The organism is Idiomarina seosinensis, from assembly GCF_044797955.1.
In the GTDB taxonomy this organism is placed as follows: Bacteria; Pseudomonadota; Gammaproteobacteria; order Enterobacterales; family Alteromonadaceae; genus Idiomarina; species Idiomarina seosinensis_A.
This window is the reverse complement of record NZ_CP085211.1, coordinates 2099486-2117729: the sequence shown is the minus strand read 5'-3', so window position 1 is coordinate 2117729 and position 18244 is coordinate 2099486. Positions and strand designations below refer to the sequence as shown.

Below are 18244 nucleotides of genomic sequence, written 5' to 3'. Positions count from 1 at the left end.
CTATTTCACTTGATAAACGGTAGGTATCAATTGCTGAAAGTCGAGTCGGTTGCTCCCAATACTTTCAGCATGTCCAACAAAGAGTAAGCCATTAGGGTTAAGCTGCTGGCGCAGATTTGTAACGACCTTCTGACGGTCTTCTGGGCTAAAATAGATCATCACATTACGGCAAAAAATCACGTCGAATTTCGGTAAATTAGAGTAATCACCTTGAATTAAATTAAACTCATCAAATTGAATGGTATCTCTTAGCAGTTTTGACATTTTCACTAATGCCTTACTAGCGTCCTTACTTCGTAAAAAGTAGCGTTTACGCAACTCCAGCGGTACGGTAGCGATGCGTGACTCGGCATAGACACCGCGGTGAGCGGTTGCCAAAACGGTTGGCGAGATATCCGTCGCCAGGATCCGAAAGGAGAAGTCACTGTGAGTTTTGGCTAATTCACTGAGTTCTAACGCAAGCGTGTAAGGTTCTTCGCCGGTACTTGCAGCAGCACACCAAACATTAAGTGACTGGCGTTTTAGCAACAGCCGGTTTACACTGTTGCTGTAAAACTCGCTTAAAAACTCGAACTGTCTGGCTTCGCGATAGAAATCGGTTTTGTTGGTTGTGAGTAAATCAATAACGATACTTTGTTCGGTTTTGGCGCTTTTATTGTTTGATAAGAAAAACTCAACATAATCATCAAAACTTTGAAACTGTAAGCTAACAAGTCGTTTACGCAGGCGCGATTCAATAAGGTTCTTCTTATGGGCCGGGAGTTGAATCCCGGCCATTTCGCCCACAAACGTCGACAGGCGCTTGTGAGCCTTGGGACTGAGCTGAATGCTGTTCATTCGTCATGAGTCTCACTGCTGTCCAGGTCTGCTTCAGCCAGCTCGCCTACGACCGATTGTAATTCATCCGCTGAAAATATTTTGGCAAGGCGTAGCAAAATGACGAAGTCGTCTTCAATTTTGGCCATACCAAAAATATAAGCGCTGTTAATCTTGTTACCAATGCGCGGCGGAGGATTGATGTCTGCCATCGGCACTTCCAGCACTTCTTTCACGGCATCGGCAAGTATGCCGAGCGGTGTTTCTTCGCCATCAATGGTTACTTGAACAATTATGACACAGGTGTCAACGGTTCGTTGTTTTTTGCCGAGTTCAAATTGCTCGCGTAAATCCACAATCGGAATGACCTTGCCGCGCAGATTAATTACTCCCAACATAAAGGGTGGGGTTTTAGGCACCTTAGTGGCGCCTTTAAACTCCAGTACTTCCTGAATGCCGCTGATCTCAATCGCAAAGAGTTCATCATCAAGCACGAAGGTCAGTATCTTTAGTGCGTCAACTGTGAGTCCGTTTTCATCTGGATTTGTCATTTTTACAAAACCCTCTACTTAATAGCGCACGAAATCATCGTCATCGTCTAAATCAATGCCTACGCCTTGGCTAGCTTTGGTTGACGGCTTCGCTGGCGCGTTCTGTTCATTCTTTTGGTTCGACTTGCCTGTCTGTGTTTTACCACCGCCTTGGTTTTTCTTAGGTAGCCCTTTAGATGATGAGCTTGAGGTGTCATTAACATCAAAAAAGCCAACCACGCTGTATAAGGTTTCAGCCTGAGCCGAGAGCTCCTCAGAGCTGGCTGCCATTTCTTCTGCCGATGCGGCACTTTGCTGTACTACCTGGTCAAGCTGTTGCAGCGCCTTGTTGATCTCGGCGGCGCCTTTGTCTTGCTCCAGTGCCGCGGCACTGATTTCCTGTACCAGGCTAGAGGTCTTCATAATACTTGGCATTAGCACTTCCAGCATCTTACCGGCCCGTTCGGACTTCTCAAGGCTGCCGCTGGAGTATTCAACGATTTCACCCGCCGCTAACTGACTGCGTTCGGCAAGCTTACGCACTTCGGCAGCAACCACGGTAAACCCTTTGCCATGTTCACCGGCACGAGCGGCTTCGATGGCAGCGTTTAGTGCCAGTAGGTTGGTTTGGCGAGCGATTTCTTCGATAATGCCAATTTTTTCCGCAATAGCTTTCATCGCCACCAGCGATTCATTCACAGCACTGCCGGTTTCGCGGGCGTTATTTGCAGCTTCCTGAGCCATTTGTTCCGTTTGACTGGCGTTATCAGCGGTTTGAGAAATATTGGCGGTCATTTCTTCCATCGCAGAGGAAACCTCCTCAAGTGAAGAGGCCTGTTCTGTCGCACCTTCTGCGATTTGTTGTCCGGTATCGCTCATTTCCACACTGCCGGAAGCAACGTTGCCTGATGACTCCTTAATTTCCGAAACGATGTCACGAAGCTTGCTGTTCATATTGCGCAGCACGCCATAAATATCATTGTCACTGGCTTTATCGTCGAATACTTGGTTTAGATTACCCTTACCAATTTCGATGGCAATGCGGTTGACTTCGCTGACGCGGCGGAAGATAACGGTTGCTGTTGAGAGAGCGATAAAAAGCGTGATAACGAACAGCAGTAGCATTTGATTACGTGCGGTATCGTAATCACGGGCGTTATTACCAAGCGTGGTCGACATCTGGTTTTCAATGTTTTGGTTGATGCTACTGACGCGGGTCAGAACATCGTTCAATAGAGGTTCCAGCTCTTCCTGAACAAGTAGGTAGCCATTTCGCGCTTGGGCATCCACTTGCTCAGTGGTTGCTCCATTGTCGAGGGTTGCCGAGGTCTTATCGAACAATTCACTGGTGGTTTGTTCAACACTGTTAAAGCGGCGTTCCAACTCAGCGATTTCTTCCTTGGACGAATCGGTAACCAGCGCAGACAGTGCCGTTAAACTTTTGCCAAACGATTGTTGTGCTTCTTGAATTTGCGAGCGGAAGGCATTTTTCGAGTCGGCGGTACGTGCATTCGTGAACCGCATTGACTGCCGGTCAACCTCGAGGATGGCTGCTCGAATTCTGGCTGAAAGAATACGTTTTTCGACAGGATCGGAAACCAGACGATTTAAACGATCGTTGGCGCCATCGAGTGAGTTGAGGCCAATTAAGCTGGATATTGCCATTAAGGCAATAAGCAGAATAAAGCCCAGTAATAAAAGGGTTTTAAGTGTGATGCGTTTCATAACAAAGTTACCTTACAATGACAAAGTCTAAGACTGAATAGATTCAAGCAATTCGGATACGTCGAGCACCATTGCGATACTGCCGTCGCCAAGAACCGTTGCCCCCATAACACCTGAAGCACCGCGATAGAGCTGGCCCAGGTTTTTTATAACGGTCTGGAACTGACCCACCACCTCATCAACGGTGATGGCGCCGGTCTCCTCGCCAACTTTTACTATTACACTTTGCTCAATGGCCGGAGCGATGCCGGCCAAAGCGAACATTTTTCGAAGAGACACACAGGGCACTAATGCGCCGCGGTGTTTTACCAACGTGGTGTCGCGCTCTACGCATTTTTCACTGGCATAAGTCTCGATGCATTCGTTGACGATATTGAGCGGTATAACAAAGGATTCACCGGCAACATTCACCAGCAGACCATCGATGATGGCTAACGTCATCGGCAGTAAGATCTGAATTTCTGTCCCTTTACCTGATTCACTTTTGATGTGAATTTTGCCCTGCAATGAATCGATGGATGTGCGGACGACATCCATACCCACACCGCGTCCTGAAACGTCAGAAACCGTTTCTGCGGTTGAAAAGCCGGCTTCAAAGATCAGTTGGTGGACTTGGTTTTCGGTTAGGTCGTCAGTTGCTGAAATTAACCCTTTATCAATCGCCTTTTGACGCACTTTCTGAGTGTTAATGCCAGCGCCATCGTCCTTAACTTTAATCAAAATCTGACCTTGGTTATGTGAAGCAGCTAGGGTGATGGTCGCTTGTTCTGGCTTACCGTTGGCCGTGCGCTGTTCGGGCTTTTCAATACCGTGGTCTAAGCTGTTGCGAAGTAAGTGAATAAGCGGGTCACCCAGTTTATCGAGCATGACTTTATCCAGTTCGGTTTCAGCGCCTTCCGTCACAAACTGGATACTTTTACCCAGTTCGTGGCTGAGGTCGCGAACCACGCGGCGGAAGCGGCCAAACAACGTGCCAATCGGCAGCATACGGATATCAAACACGGTTTCGCGCAAGTCTGACGATAGCTGCATCAAGTTTTCGGCTATGGTGTTAAGCCCTTCATCGCTTAACTCGCGGGCTTTTTGTTCCAGGAAGGACTGTAAGGTGACCAGTTCGCCAACCTTATCCATGAGTGCATCAAGCTTGGGCTGTGGAACTTTTATGCTGGGAACCGAGCGTGATTGTTGAGCTTGCTGTTGTGAGCGCAAGAATTTCTGCTGTTCGAGCGCCTGTTCCACCTCCTCTTGAGCGGCCGCACCACTACCCGATAAGACTTCACCGAGTTTCGGCTGTTGCTGCAGGATGCTGTTCAGCTGCTGCTGATTGATGGCACCTTCCGCAAGTAACAAGTCCCCCAAACGGTAGGCTTCATCGGGATCAAGTTTCTCGGTCAATATACTCCAGTCATCTGCAACGAATAAGAAAACATCATCGATACTGCTTTGACTGGCTTCGGTCGCTAATAACACGGTCAGAAAGAAGTGGCAGTCAAAAATATCAATGTCTCTGTAATCGTCTGCCGAATCAAAAGTCAGGGCTTTATTGAAGTGCGCGGACGAATGGCAGGATCCCAGCGCCGACAATTCCCGCATAACCGGGAGTAGATCAAAACCGTCTTTGAAACACTCCTTGGACGGCTTTATGGTGATCTTTAAGATGCGTTGTTCTGTCTCTATGTTTGCAGACGTGGCGGCCGTCGACTTTGCGGCCAAACTTTCAGTCGGTAAATCTGCCCAGCGCCGGAATTGTTGAATTAAGGTTTCGCTGACCGCCATAGACTCTTTGGATGGTGGTGTTTTTTCCAGCAGTAATTCAATATGGTCTTTGGCCAATAACGTGGCTCGGATGTGCTCTTCATTCAGCATCAACTCGCCTGAGCGAACCCGTTCGAAAAAACTTTCAATGTGGTGAGTAAAGTAAGATAGGTGGTCAAAACCGACCATACCTGCAGAACCTTTAATGGTATGCATGGCACGAAATGCCGCAGCGATTTGCTCGGCGTCCCGAGGGGACTCCTCTAGCACCAATAAGGCATTCTCAAGATTTTCCAGATGCTCGTAAGCTTCCTCTTTGAAAATAATGACGGGATCAATTGACATGCGCAACTCCCAATAGCGAGTGCATTCCTAATAAATCTATTGCGTCTTTAAGGTCATCGCTAGCCCCGCTAAGAGTTAATCCGTGGCCACCAGCCTGTAGATTTTTTTTAACAAGGGTTAACCATTGCAGCCCGGCAGAATCAAACTCCTCGATTAACTCTAAATTAATAACCATCGCATCAGACCAATAACTTTTCATTACGTATTGGTTTTGCAACGCATCAATGTCATAAATGGTCAGCGAGGTGGGCTTCATCTCGTTCATAATAACCTCAGGCGAGTTTAGCGACGGCTGATAACAACACATCCGGCTTGAAAGGTTTTACCAGCCACGCTTTTGCACCGGCCGCTTTGCCTTGCTCTTTTTTACTTTCCTCAGACTCTGTGGTTAGCATGAGTACTGGCGTAAAGCGGAATTCCGGTTTTGCTTTTAATGTTTTGACAAAGGTAATTCCGTCCATATTGGGCATGTTAACGTCGCTGACGACCAGGTTGACCTTCTTTCCTTCGATCTTGTTTAAGGCATCCATGCCATCGACGGCGTCAATCACTTGGTAACCTTGGGATTTAAGCGACATTGAAACAACCTGACGGACAGAAGCCGAGTCATCAACGACGAGAATGGTTTTACTCATGATGTTTTTCCTCAGAAAAATGTAAGTTCGCTGTCAGAATTTTTATTCGTGGTTCTTGTGTTGAAGAGTCTTCGCTCGAGATCGGTTGTCGAGCTGGACTTTAAATCCTCAAACACCTGCTCAAGGTCAGCTCCAAACTCATCCAGAGCATCTAACGTCAGTTGTTCGGATAAAACTTCAGTGTTTTGCACTGAGAGGGAAAGATGTTCGAATACTTGGGAAAGGCGATCTTGGAACTGTAAGCGTTGAATCGCATCACTCACATTTTGTTCAGCGTCTGTTCGTATTACCATCAGTTTTTCAGTATCATCCATTACCGCACTTACCTGTTGCGTCAGTTCCTCCAGTGTCTGGCTGATACTCTCCTCGTTATCTTTTCGTTGTCGACTGGCAACGTCGTGATTTTGTGACGTCTGTTCGATGACCTGGTTAACTTGAGTATTTACCACGCTGACTAATTTTTCGATCTCATTACCTGCTTGTGATGAACGATGAGCCAACTTTCTTACCTCATCAGCAACCACAGAAAATCCGCGACCATGATCGCCAGCACGTGCCGCCTCGATACTGGCATTTAAAGCAAGAAGGTTAATTTGGTCTGCAATGGTTTTGACTTCATTCGAAAAGTTAACCAATGAGACATTGGTGTTGGCTAAAGATTCGATAATAGAAGCCGTCTGGGCATCACGCTCGTTCGCATCAGCAAGTGATTGCAACAGCTGTTCAAAGGTGTGTGAAGTTTGTTGCAAAGTGCCTGATAACCGTTTGCGCTCGTACTGAAGATCACCCTCGTCAGAAGCTTTAAGCGCAACATCAAGTTGTTGTTTGAATGCATCAAATAGGTGAGTCAGCTCAGTCGTTTCTTGTGCCATTTCCGCGCGACCCTCCTCAATTAAACGCTGCCAGGTTGCGAGTAACCTTGTTAGTGGGCGGGAAACTTTATCGCAGTCGTAGCGTGGGGGGTTGTCGATTAGAGTCTTTAATCGAGTCAGCTCTGAGAGTTGCTTCTGATTGAGCCGAGTCTGCTTCAGCCAGCCAAAAACAGCGAATATCAACACAAAAAATGTCGCAAAAGGCGCAGCGACGTGGCTTCCGGAAAGCCACAGTTGGGCTGCTAGCATAGTAAATAGACCAGTTGCAAACCAGTAAACAGGAAGCGACGTAGTCACCATAGCGACACCTTAACAATTCGAGAAATCAGTGTTAGTTATACGCCCTGCTTCGCAAAGCCCGCAATATAAACTTTCGAAACAGAGCGAAATTACGTATTTTTACGTAAGTGATTATTAGTATAAAAAAATGTAATTTGATTGTTATCTGTTAGATGGCACAGTATCGTATAACAAGTAACCTGTAATAAAAAAACGATTAATTATCTAAAAAATATGAAAAAAAAGTTACCAGTTTATGTAGTAGATGACGATATTCACGTGACCGACAGCCTGAAGTCAGTGTCCGAATACGCAGGGCATCAGGTTTTTTGCTTTGCGACCGCCAGAGAATTTTTGCATTCGCAACCGGAACCTTCCGGTGTATTAATTCTGGATTTGAAGCTACCAGATATTCATGGCTTAGAAGTGCAGCAACGCTTGGTTAAGAAAGGCGTATATCTGCCAATTATTATTTATTCTGGCACCGCCGATATTCCAGACACCGTTTCGGCACTTAAAGAAGGGGCTTACACGGTGTTGCAAAAACCGGTCGCAGCCAGACAGCTGATCAACGTGATCAATGAAGCGGCCGCGCACGCCGAAAAGGTGCGCGACGATATCGTTTTTCGAAAAAAAGCGTCTGAACAAGTCGCTAAGTTATCGCCACGCGAGTTGAGCGTTGCTTTGTTGACGGCAGAGGGGCTCTCTGCAACACAAATGGCGGAAAAATTATTTATTAGTAAGCGGACGGCAGAAACTCATAAGTCTAATATTTTTAAAAAGTTAGATATTGGTTCGACTGCGCTCCTGATCCGAATGTTGATGTTGTCCGAGCATTTAAATTAAATTACGTATTTACACTGATAGTAAAGCCAACGACTTGCCGATAATGTCAGCTCAAATCAATTGTTGAGAAGAGGCTATGAACGCAAGCAACCGAATACTTATTCTTGACGATCAAGAGTGTGTCGGCATTACTATCTGTCAAATGGCAGAAAAAATCGGTTTAAAAGCTGAAAGCACCACGTGCCCGAATAAATTCTTGCATAACGCCGCCCACGAACCTCTGAGTTGCCTAATTATTGACCTAATGATGCCGGAAGTTTCTGGTGATCAAATCATTCGAGAACTCGCCCGAACCCATTCGCAAACCCCGTTGGTGTTAATGAGTGGCGGCGACGGGCGTGTGCTATGGGCCGCTGAACGTGCCGCTAAAGAGTATGGATTAAATGTTTTGGGAGCCTTGGAAAAACCTTTTTTCCTGAAGAGTCTCAAGAAAATCCTCGACCGCTTGCCGAAAAAGCGGCGTATTGCTCTACCGCCGGAAGCTGTCAACGTACCAGTGCTTGATGCTGAAATTGTTCAACAGGGCATTAAAAACAATGAGTTTTTCACGGTTTACCAGCCTAAGGTTGATATTTCAACGCAAAGTTTGGTTGGTTTTGAAGTGCTTTTACGCTGGTTTAATCCTCATATTGGTGCCATTGCTCCGGATATTTTCATTGAGGCTATTGAACAACTTGGCTTAATTGATGACTTGACAGAATACATGTTCGAACGCGCTTTAAGTTGGTTCTCTCAGCACACTAAGTACAGCGGCAAAATCAATTTAAATCTCGCGCTCAATATATCACCCTTATCTCTGGACAGCCCCCATCTTTTTGAGCGTTTGACTGAGCGTTGCAATTTTTATGGTGTTAAGCCACAGGCAGTCACGCTTGAACTTACTGAAACCCATGCGATGCGAAACGCCGTGACTTCACTGGATATGCTATTAAGCCTTCGTCTTAAAGGATTTAAACTTTCGATTGACGATTTTGGTACCGGTTATTCGTCGCTTAAGCAGCTGGTAAGATTGCCTTTTAGCGAACTAAAGATTGATAAAAGCTTTATTAGTATTGCCACGGCAAGCAGCGAAGCCAGACACGTGATCAAAACCATCATTGATATGGCGCGCGCTTTGAATCTTACTACTGTAGCAGAGGGCGTTGAAAGCAAAAAAGTACTCAATCTTTTGCAAGTTTATGGCTGTGATCAGGCACAGGGTTATTTTATCGAAAAGCCATTAACTGGTATCGACATGAATCGGTGGTTGGAGCGACGTCGTGAAAAGCAATGGGCGGTACGCACGAATGCGGCACAAATGCTTAAAAGCGGAGATATGGATAAAGAGGAGGAGCTTGCGTCAGTGACGGCGCTCATTACTCGGCTCCTCAACGTTGAGTATGCTAGTGTTTTCTTATTTTCAGGCAATTCGGTAGTCTGTGCCGCTTCAATTGGGCTTAAACCGGAGTCTAAAGTTATCAGTGAGACATTTTGTCAATGCATGGTCAGTCGTGAAGATGCTGTTGTTATCAACAGTAATGATGAACTTGCCCAAGATTATAAGCTGCCGGACAGCTGGGGTAGGGACTTTCATTTCTATGGGGGCTATCCGATATACAGTAAAACAGGTCTTCTGATCGGAAGTCTGTGTACGCTTCATAACCGACCAATATCAATTAACGAGGCTAGTATTTCGGTGCTTAAGCAATCAGCTGAATTACTAGAACTTCTGATTGCTCAGTCTACAAAAAGTTCTACCGGTAAGACTTTACTAAAATCGCAATTTGAGAGAGTTGACCGAATTTTGAATATCGTAAAAACATTGGGTTACCAGGTAACCTTCTTGGTTATAAAACCTCATTGGCAAGAGTCTCCTCATAGCCTCCGTTGGCAACTTGAAAAGCTGGAACTTGTTTTGCGAAAAAGTTGTCGCCGCTCTGATATTGTTATTCGTTTATCTGAGCGTGAGTATGCCGTTGTGCTGGTACACAAAGATGGTGATGGGATTGAAAACATAATTATGGAGCGGGCCGGGCAAAAGTTAAATCAATTACAAAAAAGGTTCGACAGTTGGTGCTTTCTTGGCGTCGACTTCGCCACCACGAAGGAGTCTTCGGATTACTCAGCTCAAAGCCTAATGGCGCAGCTTTCACCGTATTAAGGCTCATTGTGTCGTAAAATATCGTTAATACTATCGAGCATATCTTGAATTGCGTAGGGCTTTTTTAGAAAATGACTGGGCTCAATATGATCAAATTCATTATAGCCGCTGGTTAACACAACTTTTAAGTTGGGTTTTAAGGCTAACGCGTGCTCGGCCAGTTCGATACCGTCTATCCCCCCTGGCATCATTATGTCGCTAAATAGTAAATCGATGGTGGGGTTATTTTTTAGGAGCGTCAGTGCTTTGGCGCCTGAACTGGCAGTCAACACCTGATAACCGAAGCGTTTTAGTGTCTTGCTTGAAGTTTCCAGCAAGAACTCTTCATCTTCTGCAATGAGAATCGTAAAGCCTGAGTTGGCCGTTACCAAATCGGGCTGCAACGAACCAACTGTGCTGTCAGCGATTCTGGTTCTGGCTTTATAGTTGAGTAATGGCAATTGTATTGTAATGCTTGTGCCGATAAATTCTTCACTTTCGATGGTCAGGTTCCCTCCGGATTGTTGCACAAAGCCATAGACCATACTCAAGCCTAAACCGGTGCCCTTGCCTCGTTCTTTGGTGGTGTAGAACGGCTCGATAACTTTGTTTAAAAGTGGTGCAGGAATACCTTGTCCAGTGTCAGTGACCTTAATAAACGCTAATTGTTCGGCTGGGTTGACGCTCACCGCAATCGTCAGTGTGCCCCCAGTCGGCATCGCATCGCGGGCATTGACGCAGAGATTTAATAATGCCGTTTGCAATTGTGCAGGATCGACAGAAACCGTTATATCATTTGAGCTTGGCAGATCGAGAACCAGTTTAATATGGCTGTCGATAGAATGCGCAAGTAGAGCTTCTGTCTCTCTGATTAGCTCGCTGATACTTACTTGTTGCGGACGCAATTGTTGCTTACTGGCAAAAGCGAGTAAATGTTGATTTAATGAAGCGCCGCGTTCTGCCGCCTTGATGATCATTTTACTAAAGTGCAACGTTTCATTGTCGTCTATGTGCTTCCAGCTTAATAGTTCAGCATTGTTTAGAATGACCGTCAGTAGGTTGTTAAAGTCATGCGAAACGCCACCGGTAAGCTGCCCTATAGCTTCCAGTTTTTGTGAATGGAAAGTCTCGTTGTCACGCTCTTTACGTTCAGTAATGTCAGCTGCGATGGTAGCTATTTTAGATGCTTTTTGGTGATCTGTTTCATCAAAAATTGGGAAAACACGATCACTGATCCAGCGTACTTCGCCGTCACGCCTGATAATGCGATACTCAAGTTTAAGAGGGGCGTTTTTTAGCTTGCTGAGTGCATCTATAACCTGCTGTTTATCATCAGGGTGTAATGCCTCACGCCATAAAGATTTATTCTTATAAATCTCTTTTATCGGTATGCCATATATTCTGCTAAATGCAGGGGACAAATATAAAACGCGGTCTTCGGTGAGATCTTCGAGCCAAAACACTTCGTCGATTTTTTCCGCCAAGTCTAAGAACTTCCTCTCACTTTGTCTTAGCTCATCGTTAAGGCGCAGGCGTTTGTACTCAGATTTTATTAACAAAGCGACTAATGGCATTAACATAGCGATGGTAATAAGCATGGCAAGGGAAAACCAAAGTCGCTGGTTCATTCGCTCTTGTTCGAGCTCATGTCTTAGGGTTTTCTCAATACTGCGGATATTCGTATTCAGTTGATAGCTGGCTTGACGAAGCTTAACGTCATCAGGATCGCTCGGAAAACTGAAATTCTGCAACTCTTCCCGAAAAACGCTGGTCGATTGAGTGAGCCTTTTGCTAGCAGTTTTAGACGCAATTTGGTGATTAACTTCTCTAAATTCGTTGAGAGCTTGCTCAATAAGGGCTAACCCTGTGTTGTAATGCCAGGGGCTAGACGAATCTCCCTTTGAGAGACTGACGTGCATGACTCCTGTATGAAAATCCTCAACGGCCGTACCAATTTTCGAAACTAAGAAGACTCGGCTATCAACTTCGCGCTCTTTCCACAGCAGTAACCCCGATATTATCGAAATAATAATGAGACCCACGGTAATAATAAAAGAGGCCTGACGGTTTAATTTGCGTTTTTGTTGCTGATTATGAAGTGGCACGGTTGCGACACTCTGTTGCTGTAGACTCGGAAGGCGGTCTGACAAACCCAAATTGGCTTAAATACTGTTGATATTGGCTGGACCTCATAAATCGCTGTTGTGCTTGTTGTGCTTGATTAAGCTTACTCTGTAAGCGATGAGAGAACAAGAAGGCTGGGCCCAGTGCCTCGTTATGTAAATCCTCAATTGGCAAAACCTTTACCGAGTTTAATTGTTTTTTGCGGTACTCTAGCGAGGGTCGTGTTAACAAAAGTACATCGGCTTTATCGGTCAGTATCATGGATACTCCTGCCTGTACGTCTGGAACCCGCTCAATTTTTCCACCGAGCTTGCGTTTGACAGCCAATGTTTCTTCAATACTGCCGCTAAGCGTAACCAAGGTTCGTTGCGCAAGGGACTCCAACTTGACTGGTGCAGCAATGTCTTTGTTCTTTTCGGTCATAACAGCTGCGTGAGTCAGCGCTAGAGGTGACAAAAAACAGCCAAAGGGTTTTCTTTGTTCGGTGATAACCAGGCCGGCGGCGATAACGTCTAGTCGATTGGATAATAGCGCGGGTAATGGTTGTTCAAAAGTCATCATGACCCACTCAACTTTTTCGTAACCCATCGCACTAGCCATGTCGCGTAATGCGGCCGGGAAGAGCCCTTGAACTCGACCGCTTTTATCGTAATAAGCGTAAGGTGGTTCGTTGGTATAGCCCGCCACCAAGGTTCTTGTGTTTTGCTTTGGTTTTGTATTTAAGGGGTTTAGCGACTGCATTGCAAGTAATGTCAGCGCCGCAACTGCGGTAAAAAATAGAATAATAAAATAACTTCTTTGCTTCATGGTCGTCCTTTACTGAACGTTAAGTTATGGGGCATTGCAATATCGAGGTTTTAATAAAACTAAAAAGATTGAAGCGCAGCGTGTCATTAGTTAGAAAATTTGCAGCTTAGCTTCAGCGCTAATTAAATTATTTAATTAAGTAGCCTCTTTAAGAAGCATTAATACGTTATTATTTTGTTGCAAATATAAATTTAATTCAATTTGGCTAGTAAGCGAAGCTCCTGCGTATAAAACAGCCTCCGCTTTCTTTACTTTTGTTAAAATTAAATTGAGGGAGCCAGGTTCGCCATTTAGTGCTGCGTTTATATCGTCAGGTAGGGTAAGGTTTTTGACAAACAGTTTAGGATCGACTTTTAACAGAATATCGACACCAGATAGTAACCCGGAAATAAATGCTTGGTTCTCATCGACCCCTGACATTTTACTTGCTAATGCTTGGCAAAAGTATGCCCGGGTTAGGACTAATTGAGCTTCACCGCTACTTGCCTCATTCATAGCTGATATTAGTAGCACCCATTTTTTAATGTGTTCGAGGCCTAAACGTAAGATAACATCTTGAATTGAACTGAATTGCACTCGGCGACCATAAATTGGGCTCGCAGCAATTTTCATCAATTTAATGGATAATTCGGGCTCGTTTTGTATCAATCTAGCGAGAGTTTTAAAATTAACGTCCGGATCACTAACACGTTCGATTAGTGATAATAGGTTTGTACCGGAAGAGGGAACTTTCTGGCCAGTAACGGTACTGGGTTTTGCGAGAAAATATCCCTGGAAAAGCTCAAAACCGAGTTGTTGATAGGTGAAAAAATCGCACTCCGTTTCTACTTTTTCGGCAAGCCAACGGAGTTTGTGCTCTTTAAGGTGCTCTCGCAATGCTTTTACCTTTGCAGGCGACGTTTGAAGAATATCAATTTTTATAATTTTGGTTTCAGCAATAATGGCATCCCAATCAGGAGAATAGTCAAAGTCATCAAGGGCAAATTCATAACCCAGCTTCTTCCAGCGTTGGATAGCCGTTAAAATCTCTTCTGATGGCTGGATCCTTTCAACTAGCTCAATCACAACTCGCCCTGGTTCTACAGGAAGAAAAACATCAGATAAAAGGAAGTCGGCGGATACATTGATAAAAAATGTAGTATCTAATATTGAGGTTTCGTCAATAAGCCCCGTACTCAGATTGTATAATAGCTCAGCGGTCGCATTGTGTTCGCCCACGTCAAAAGCGCTTAGGCCTTGATCGTTTCGGTAAAGTAATTCGGATGCGATTATTTGCTTTTTGGAGTCGTATATAGGCTGCTGTGCTAATAAAACGTTACGCATTTAAATTTAACTTTGGTATTAATTGAATTAATAAGGAAAGTCTACTTGAGCTAGGTGACGTAACTATCCGTATAAGTACGTAAATTTATGATAACTCTAGTTTGGCCTTCTCCGGTTGGGATTCTAAATTCCGGGTTGAGGTGATTCAGAAGAATGGATCAGACAAAGCCTCAAGTCCGTTCTTGAATTTAACGATCTTAACGTGGTCTGGATGTGCAACAAAAAACTGATTGAAATTGATTTGCAGTTGCCAATTATCATGAATCGCCACTGATTGCTTCGACCATTGCAGTGCCGGAGTAAGCCTTGGTCAGGAAAGAGTATGGCTTGAAAACGCTTGGTTTCGCTGTTCCCCGCAGCCGATACTCGCTATATTACGCTAGTTATTATAGGTTAGGGTATAACTTAGCGTTGTTTACTATCTGGAGTGAACCCATGATGTTGCGAAACTCTGCCAAATTTTTTGCTTTAAGCCTGCTGTTTTCTGGCGCGCAGGCGACTGAAACCGACACTACGTTGAATGCCTATGCGGCTGGCTACGTGGCAAACTTTACCTGTAGTGCGACTTTTAACGGTGGCAAGTCAACCCAGCAAATCGGCGAAGATGAATTAACCGGAATCTATCCGCTGATTGCTGACCGGGTTAGCGGTCTCACAGCCGAGATAAATAAGGATGACCGTTGGGTGCGGGTGGCTTACGACGATGGCAAGCGAGAGCGATTGTCAGTGTGGCGTAAACGACTGGGCTGTGTTGACTTGCCGGTTGGTGCAAGCGAGGCTGACATCGATAAAGTGGTGCGACCTTTTAGCGATGATACAGTGGCTAAGGCAGATGACGGAACCCCGTGGCAACAGCGCAATGGGGTCAACAAAGCCAGTGGCAATGAACAACTGGACGCAGTAATTCAACAAGCATTTACCAGGCACTATGGTGCCGGAGCACGAACCTCAGCCATTTTAATCGCAACGCCGGATAAAATAATCGCGGAGCATTACAAAGACGACTTTACCCCGGAAACGGCTCAGCGAACCTGGTCGGTAGCAAAGAGTATTGGTGCCAGTGTTATTGGTGCAGCAGTAAAGCAAAACCTGGTTGAGGTTGACCAGAAAGCGCAGCTGGCCAACTGGTCTCACCCGCTGGATCCCCGCCAGCACATTACCCTGGCAAACTTGCTGCACATGGCTTCCGGTCTGGACAGTAACCGGGCAGGTAATCGCACCGACCGCGTTTATATGGGCGGTGGACTGGTCAGTGATACGGCCACCGAAACTGCTCTGGAGGTCGCCCCCGGTTCGCGCTGGAAGTACGCAAATAACGATACCATGCTGGCCTTGCGAGTACTGCGTGAAGCCATAGGCGATGAACAGCGCTACTTAAAGTTTCCCTATCAATCTTTATTAAATAAAATCGGGATGCAACATACCTTTTTAGAAACCGACTGGCACAGCGATTTTATTTTGTCCTCGCAAGTCTGGACAACCTCGCGTGATCTGGCCCGCCTGGGTGTACTGCATCTGCAAAACGGAGAATGGCAGGGCGAACAGATTTTACCCAGGAACTGGTTAGCGTACATCAGTAAACCGGCCCCGGCACAACCTGCTGAGAATTCACCCGGCTACGGTGCGCAGTGGTGGCTGTACAACGAGCGTTTTCCTGAATTACCAGACGATACCATCGCTGCGCGGGGGAACCGCGGGCAGTTTTTGCTGGTGATACCCAGTGAACAGCTGGTAATTGTCCGGCGCGGCTACGATCTGGCCGGACAATCAGGCTTTAACGAGCATGACTTTACCCGTGATATTATTAAGGCGTTAAACTAGTTAACTCTGCCCTGCGCTGGCGGCAAGCCGTGCCTTATGTAGCTTCTGATAGCTATCGATAAGGCGCTGATGCCGCTCCAGCCCGTGCAGCTGCATATTGGTGGGAGTTAAACCAGAAAAACGAATCTCGCCGCGGACTGTGCCAATGACAGCGCTGATCGTTTCTTCTCCGTACAGCCGGCTTAGGTTGTGCCGGAAGTCTTCAATACCCAGCTCATCGTCCAGAGTGATCTCTAATACGGCTTCTACAGCCCGGTAAAATAAGATCCTGTCCAGGGTATTATCATTATACTGCAGGAACATCGCGACGTATTCATAGGCATCTTCATGGCGTTGTAACGCAAGATAGATTAGCAGCTTGAGTTCCAGTACGGTTAACTGGCCCCAGACCGTGTTTTCATCAAATTCGATACCGATTAACGTGACAATATCCAGGTAATTATCCAGCTGACTGTCTTCCAGGCGCGCCACTAATTGCTCCAGCTGAACGTCATTTAACTGGTGCAGATTAAGAATATCTTCGCGGTATTGCAAGGCGACGTTGGTATTGTCCCAAATGAGGTCTTCGACTGGATAAACTTCGGAATAGTCCGGCACTAAAATTCGGCAAACAGGAATACCCAAGTCCTTATGCACGGCCAGGTAAGACTCCTTACCGAGCTTATCAAGAATGCCAAAGAGTATTTCAGCTTCTTGTTCGTTACTGTCAGCAGTAAAGTCCCAGTGGACAAAGTCAACATCAGGCTTTGCGCTAAAGAAACGCCAGGAGACAACACCCGAGGAGTCGATAAAATGCTCGACAAAGTTATTGGGCTCTGTCACTGCCATTGAATTAAAGGTGGGTGCGGGTAGATCATTCAGACCCTCAAAGCTGCGGCCCTGTAGTAATTCCGTTAAACTCCGCTCTAAGGCGATGGCTAAATTGGGGTGAGCACCAAACGAAGCAAACACACCACCGGTGCGGGGGTTCATTAAGGTTACGCAGGCGACCGGGAATTGGCCGCCCAGCGACGCATCTTTAACTAGTACGGGATAGCCTTGCTGCTCGAGTGCTTCAATACCGGCTACAATACCGGGGTATTGGCGGATTAGGTCAGCAGGAACGTCGGGCAGACACAATTCTTGCTCGATAATTTGTTTTTTTACGGCCCGCTCAAATATTTCCGACAGACACTGTACCTGAGCTTCAGCCAGTGTGTTACCTGCGCTCATCCCGTTACTTAGGTAAAGGTTTTCGATCAGGTTGGACGGAAAGTAAACGGTTTTCCCATCGGAACGCCTTGTAAAAGGCAAGGCGACGATTCCCCGGTCGGCTCGTCCAGAGTTTGTATCGATTAAGTGCGAGCCCAGTAATTCGCCTTCGGGATCGTAAATTGCCCGGCAATAAGGATCCAGGATTTCCGCTGGTAACTGATCATCAGGACCCGGCTTAAACCATTTTTCGTTTGGGTAGTGAACAAAATCGGCGTTAGCGATTTGTTCGCCGAAATACTGGTCATTATAAAAAAAGTTACAGCCCAGCCGCTCAATAAATTCACCCAGCGCAGAGCACAGTGCGCTCTCTTTACTGGCGCCTTTACCGTTAGTAAAACACATAGGTGATGCGGCATCGCGGATGTGCAGTGACCAGACATTGGGAACAATATTACGCCATGACGAAATCTCAATCTTCATGCCCAAATCAGCAAGTCGCTGCGTCATATTCGCAATAGTCTGTTCAAGGGGCAGGTCTTTGCCTTCAATAAAGGTCTGACTGCTGTTGTCCGGACTAATCGTCAGTAACGCCTGTGCATTGTCAGTAATGCTGTCAACAGCTTCGACATCAAAGGCCAGGTCGTTTTCGATAACCCGCTTGACGGCGCAGCGCTCGGCTGCCCGGATAATGCCTTTGCGATCTTTTTCGCTAATATCTGCAGGTAACTCAACTTCAATTTTAAAGTGCTGCTTATAGCGATCTTCAGGGTCAACCAGATTGTTTTGCGCTACCCGAATGTTTTCGGTAGAAATTCCCCGGCTTTGGCAGTACAAGCGGATAAAGTGCGCCGCACACATAACCGACGATGCAAGAAAGTAGTCAAAAGGCCCCGGCGCTGAACCCTCGCCTTTGTAACGAATGGGTTGATCAGAAATGACTGTGAAGTCATCGAACTTCGCCTCAAGGCGCATATTTTCCAGAAAGTTTACATTGATTTCCATGGCGGGGTAGCTTACTCAGTCATTGCGCTGTTTAAACGCGCTATTGTCCCA

The 18244-nt window shown here is 46.0% G+C and carries 14 protein-coding genes; 3 read left to right on the top strand and 11 right to left on the bottom strand.

What is annotated here, in order from left to right; genetic code table 11:
- Genes LG288_RS10000 through LG288_RS09970 form a run of 7 tightly spaced genes read right to left on the bottom strand, consistent with a single transcriptional unit; the run spans window position 1 to window position 6978 of the window.
- Window positions 1-837, bottom strand: a complete 837-nt coding sequence (locus LG288_RS10000; protein ID WP_404400133.1) for a CheR family methyltransferase — start codon at window positions 835-837, stop codon at window positions 1-3.
- Entirely contained in the window at window positions 834-1367 is a 534-nt protein-coding gene (locus LG288_RS09995) for a chemotaxis protein CheW (protein WP_404400131.1), read from the bottom strand. Before LG288_RS09995 ends, LG288_RS10000 begins: the two co-directional genes overlap by 4 nt.
- Window positions 1368-1385: 18 nt before the next feature.
- Window positions 1386-3071: a methyl-accepting chemotaxis protein gene (locus LG288_RS09990; protein ID WP_404400129.1), complete on the bottom strand. Its 1686-nt coding sequence runs from the start codon at window positions 3069-3071 to the stop codon at window positions 1386-1388.
- A 27-nt stretch (window positions 3072-3098) separates the two neighbouring features.
- Window positions 3099-5171: a chemotaxis protein CheA gene (locus LG288_RS09985; protein ID WP_404400127.1), complete on the bottom strand. Its 2073-nt coding sequence runs from the start codon at window positions 5169-5171 to the stop codon at window positions 3099-3101.
- Complete coding sequence (locus LG288_RS09980) at window positions 5161-5436, bottom strand: lipid asymmetry maintenance protein MlaB (protein WP_404400125.1); 276 nt, start codon at window positions 5434-5436, stop codon at window positions 5161-5163. The genes LG288_RS09985 and LG288_RS09980 overlap by 11 nt, the downstream gene beginning before the upstream one ends.
- A gap of 7 nt (window positions 5437-5443) precedes the next feature.
- Window positions 5444-5806, bottom strand: coding sequence for a response regulator (locus LG288_RS09975; protein WP_404400124.1), 363 nt, complete (start codon window positions 5804-5806; stop codon window positions 5444-5446).
- A gap of 11 nt (window positions 5807-5817) precedes the next feature.
- On the bottom strand, window positions 5818-6978 hold the full coding sequence (locus LG288_RS09970) for a methyl-accepting chemotaxis protein (protein ID WP_404400122.1): 1161 nt from the start codon (window positions 6976-6978) through the stop codon (window positions 5818-5820).
- A 213-nt stretch (window positions 6979-7191) separates the two neighbouring features.
- Between LG288_RS09970 and LG288_RS09965 the strand changes: the two genes are divergently transcribed.
- Together LG288_RS09965 and LG288_RS09960 are read left to right on the top strand one after the other, a co-directional pair.
- Window positions 7192-7803, top strand: a complete 612-nt coding sequence (locus LG288_RS09965) for a response regulator transcription factor (RefSeq protein WP_404400120.1) — start codon at window positions 7192-7194, stop codon at window positions 7801-7803.
- A gap of 76 nt (window positions 7804-7879) precedes the next feature.
- Window positions 7880-9943 (top strand): EAL domain-containing protein, encoded by a 2064-nt coding sequence (locus LG288_RS09960; protein ID WP_404400118.1) that lies wholly within the window; start codon window positions 7880-7882, stop codon window positions 9941-9943.
- Here LG288_RS09960 and LG288_RS09955 read toward each other — a convergent pair.
- The 3 genes from LG288_RS09955 to LG288_RS09945 all read right to left on the bottom strand — a co-directional run bounded on the left by LG288_RS09955 (window position 9940) and on the right by LG288_RS09945 (window position 14176).
- A complete protein-coding gene (locus tag LG288_RS09955) occupies window positions 9940-12027 on the bottom strand; it encodes an ATP-binding protein (RefSeq protein WP_404400116.1) in 2088 nt (695 codons plus the stop codon). The genes LG288_RS09960 and LG288_RS09955 overlap by 4 nt on opposite strands.
- The gene (locus LG288_RS09950; RefSeq protein WP_404400115.1) at window positions 12014-12853 is read right to left on the bottom strand and encodes a substrate-binding periplasmic protein; all 840 of its coding nucleotides are present in this window, start codon (window positions 12851-12853) and stop codon (window positions 12014-12016) included. Before LG288_RS09950 ends, LG288_RS09955 begins: the two co-directional genes overlap by 14 nt.
- 135 nt (window positions 12854-12988) lie before the next feature.
- On the bottom strand, window positions 12989-14176 hold the full coding sequence (locus LG288_RS09945) for an EAL and HDOD domain-containing protein (RefSeq protein ID WP_404400113.1): 1188 nt from the start codon (window positions 14174-14176) through the stop codon (window positions 12989-12991).
- Window positions 14177-14611: 435 nt separating this feature from the next.
- On the opposite strand from LG288_RS09945, the gene LG288_RS09940 reads away from it, so the two are divergent.
- Window positions 14612-15997: a serine hydrolase domain-containing protein gene (locus LG288_RS09940; RefSeq protein ID WP_404400111.1), complete on the top strand. Its 1386-nt coding sequence runs from the start codon at window positions 14612-14614 to the stop codon at window positions 15995-15997.
- Here LG288_RS09940 and LG288_RS09935 read toward each other — a convergent pair whose 3' ends face one another.
- Window positions 15998-18193, bottom strand: coding sequence for an OsmC domain/YcaO domain-containing protein (locus tag LG288_RS09935; RefSeq protein WP_404400109.1), 2196 nt, complete (start codon window positions 18191-18193; stop codon window positions 15998-16000).
- Window positions 18194-18244: the final 51 nt, after the last annotated feature.

Excerpts from the sequence above, each read along its gene's own strand:
- LG288_RS10000 (WP_404400133.1), bottom strand. The coding sequence starts at position 837 with ATGAACAGCATTCAGCTCAGTCCCAAGGCTCACAAGCGCCTGTCGACG.
- LG288_RS09995 (WP_404400131.1), bottom strand. The coding sequence starts at position 1,367 with ATGACAAATCCAGATGAAAACGGACTCACAGTTGACGCACTAAAGATA.
- LG288_RS09990 (WP_404400129.1), bottom strand. The coding sequence starts at position 3,071 with ATGAAACGCATCACACTTAAAACCCTTTTATTACTGGGCTTTATTCTG.
- LG288_RS09985 (WP_404400127.1), bottom strand. The coding sequence starts at position 5,171 with ATGTCAATTGATCCCGTCATTATTTTCAAAGAGGAAGCTTACGAGCAT.
- LG288_RS09980 (WP_404400125.1), bottom strand. The coding sequence starts at position 5,436 with ATGAACGAGATGAAGCCCACCTCGCTGACCATTTATGACATTGATGCG.
- LG288_RS09975 (WP_404400124.1), bottom strand. The coding sequence starts at position 5,806 with ATGAGTAAAACCATTCTCGTCGTTGATGACTCGGCTTCTGTCCGTCAG.
- LG288_RS09970 (WP_404400122.1), bottom strand. The coding sequence starts at position 6,978 with ATGGTGACTACGTCGCTTCCTGTTTACTGGTTTGCAACTGGTCTATTT.
- LG288_RS09965 (WP_404400120.1), top strand. The coding sequence starts at position 7,192 with ATGAAAAAAAAGTTACCAGTTTATGTAGTAGATGACGATATTCACGTG.
- LG288_RS09960 (WP_404400118.1), top strand. The coding sequence starts at position 7,880 with ATGAACGCAAGCAACCGAATACTTATTCTTGACGATCAAGAGTGTGTC.
- LG288_RS09950 (WP_404400115.1), bottom strand. The coding sequence starts at position 12,853 with ATGAAGCAAAGAAGTTATTTTATTATTCTATTTTTTACCGCAGTTGCG.
- LG288_RS09945 (WP_404400113.1), bottom strand. The coding sequence starts at position 14,176 with ATGCGTAACGTTTTATTAGCACAGCAGCCTATATACGACTCCAAAAAG.
- LG288_RS09940 (WP_404400111.1), top strand. The coding sequence starts at position 14,612 with ATGATGTTGCGAAACTCTGCCAAATTTTTTGCTTTAAGCCTGCTGTTT.
- LG288_RS09935 (WP_404400109.1), bottom strand. The coding sequence starts at position 18,193 with ATGGAAATCAATGTAAACTTTCTGGAAAATATGCGCCTTGAGGCGAAG.